Origin of the sequence: Empedobacter sp. GD03861 (genome assembly GCF_029840885.1) — a bacterium.
In the GTDB taxonomy this organism is placed as follows: domain Bacteria; phylum Bacteroidota; class Bacteroidia; order Flavobacteriales; family Weeksellaceae; genus Empedobacter; species Empedobacter falsenii_B.
In genome coordinates this window covers 1-568 of sequence record NZ_JAOCDJ010000112.1, presented here as the reverse complement: position 1 = coordinate 568, position 568 = coordinate 1, and the positions used below count along the sequence as shown (strand labels likewise).

The window sequence follows — 568 nt, the reverse complement described above, 5'->3', positions numbered from 1 at the left end:
GCTGAAAAAATACTACGATTATCTGATTGAAATAAAGGTAAGAAAAGACAATCCTGCTCACTTTATCAAGCTTCGGGATGCCAAACAAACAGCAGTACAATTACAGGATTTATGGACAGAAAAAGAACTCAAAACCTTACTTGAACCACGAAAGGAACGTTATGCCATCTTAGCCAAACGCAATCAAATTATCCTGAGTTTATTCGTTCATCAAGCCGTTTTAGTCAAGGAAGTAACCCAAATTCTACTCGAAGATATCGACCTCGATAAAGCAGAAATTTACATCCGTGAAACAGGAATGACCAACAGTAGAACCTTGTCTTTAAAGGCAGAACAAATCCTTTTATTTTATCACTATTTACAGGAAGATAGACCAGAATTAGAGCGAATAAAACAACCGTATTTTATTCTCAATAAATTAGGAAATCCAACAACAGCAGACGATATCAATTACCTTTTATCGACCTATCAAAAGCAGGTTGACAAACGATTAACTTCGGTTAAAATCAGACAAAGTGTGATTACCAATTTACTCAGTCAAGGACATAATTTACGAGCAGTTCAGCTG

1 protein-coding gene is annotated in these 568 nt (G+C 35.7%); it reads left to right on the top strand.

Going from position 1 to position 568, the window contains the following annotated elements; translation table 11 throughout:
* Positions 1–568, top strand: a 568-nt coding sequence (locus N5D03_RS14980; RefSeq protein ID WP_280052136.1) for a tyrosine-type recombinase/integrase, incomplete at both ends; no start/stop codon positions are given.